The sequence below is a fragment of the Streptomyces sp. ActVer genome (genome assembly GCF_027270795.1).
Classification (GTDB): Bacteria; Actinomycetota; Actinomycetes; order Streptomycetales; family Streptomycetaceae; genus Streptomyces; species Streptomyces umbrinus_A.
In genome coordinates, this window is record NZ_JAPWHT010000974.1 from 1 (window position 1) to 846 (window position 846).

The window sequence follows — 846 nt, forward strand, 5'->3', positions numbered from 1 at the left end:
AAACGCCTCGAAGCTCCCTCCGCCCGATCCGTGCGCGACCAGGAACTCAAAGAGCGCATCCAGGAGGTCCACACGTCCAACTACCGCGTCTACGGGGCGCGGAAGATCTGGCGCGAACTGAACCGGCAGGGACATGTCGTGGCCCGCTGCACCGTCGAGCGCCTCATGCGCGAACTCGGCATCACCGGCGCCGTCCGCGGCAAGAAGGTGATCACCACGCTGCCCGGCGGGCAGGCCGAACGGGCGCCGGACCTGCTGGACCGCGACTTCGTCGCTGCCGCCCCGAACCGCTGCTGGGTCGCGGACTTCACCCACGTGAAGACCTGGGCCGGAGTCGTCTACGTCGCCTTCGTCGTGGACACGTTCTCCCGCCGGATCGTCGGCTGGTCCGCGGCCACCGTGAAGGAAACGGTCTTCGTCCTGGACGCCCTGCAGATGGCCGTGTGGCAACGTGACCGCGACCAACACCCGGTTCAGCCAGGCGAGTTGATCCACCACTCGGATGCCGGGTCGCAATATACGAGTTTCCGGCTCGCCGAGCACCTGGACGCCGCCGGCATCGCCGCCTCGATCGGATCGGTCGGCGACGCCTACGACAATGCCCTGATGGAGAGCACGATCGGCCTGTTCAAGACCGAGCTGATCAAGCCCCGACGGCCCTGGAAGTCTCTCGCCCAGGTCGAGTTGGCCACCGCAGAATGGGTCGACTGGTACAACCACCGCCGGCTCCACGGTGAGATCGGGCACGTTCCGCCCGTCGAGTACGAAGCCAACCACTACATGGAATCCACGAAACCCCAGGTCACAACCATAATCTGAGATCTCTATCGAACCCGGGGCGGTTCA

General features: G+C 65.6%; 1 protein-coding gene. It reads left to right on the forward strand.

Features of this window, described 5'->3' with window-relative positions:
• Positions 1 to 819 (forward strand): IS3 family transposase (locus O3Q52_RS53695; protein ID WP_269655628.1); only part of this gene is annotated, 819 nt, incomplete at its 5' end.
• Between the last annotated feature and the right edge of the window lie 27 nt (positions 820 to 846).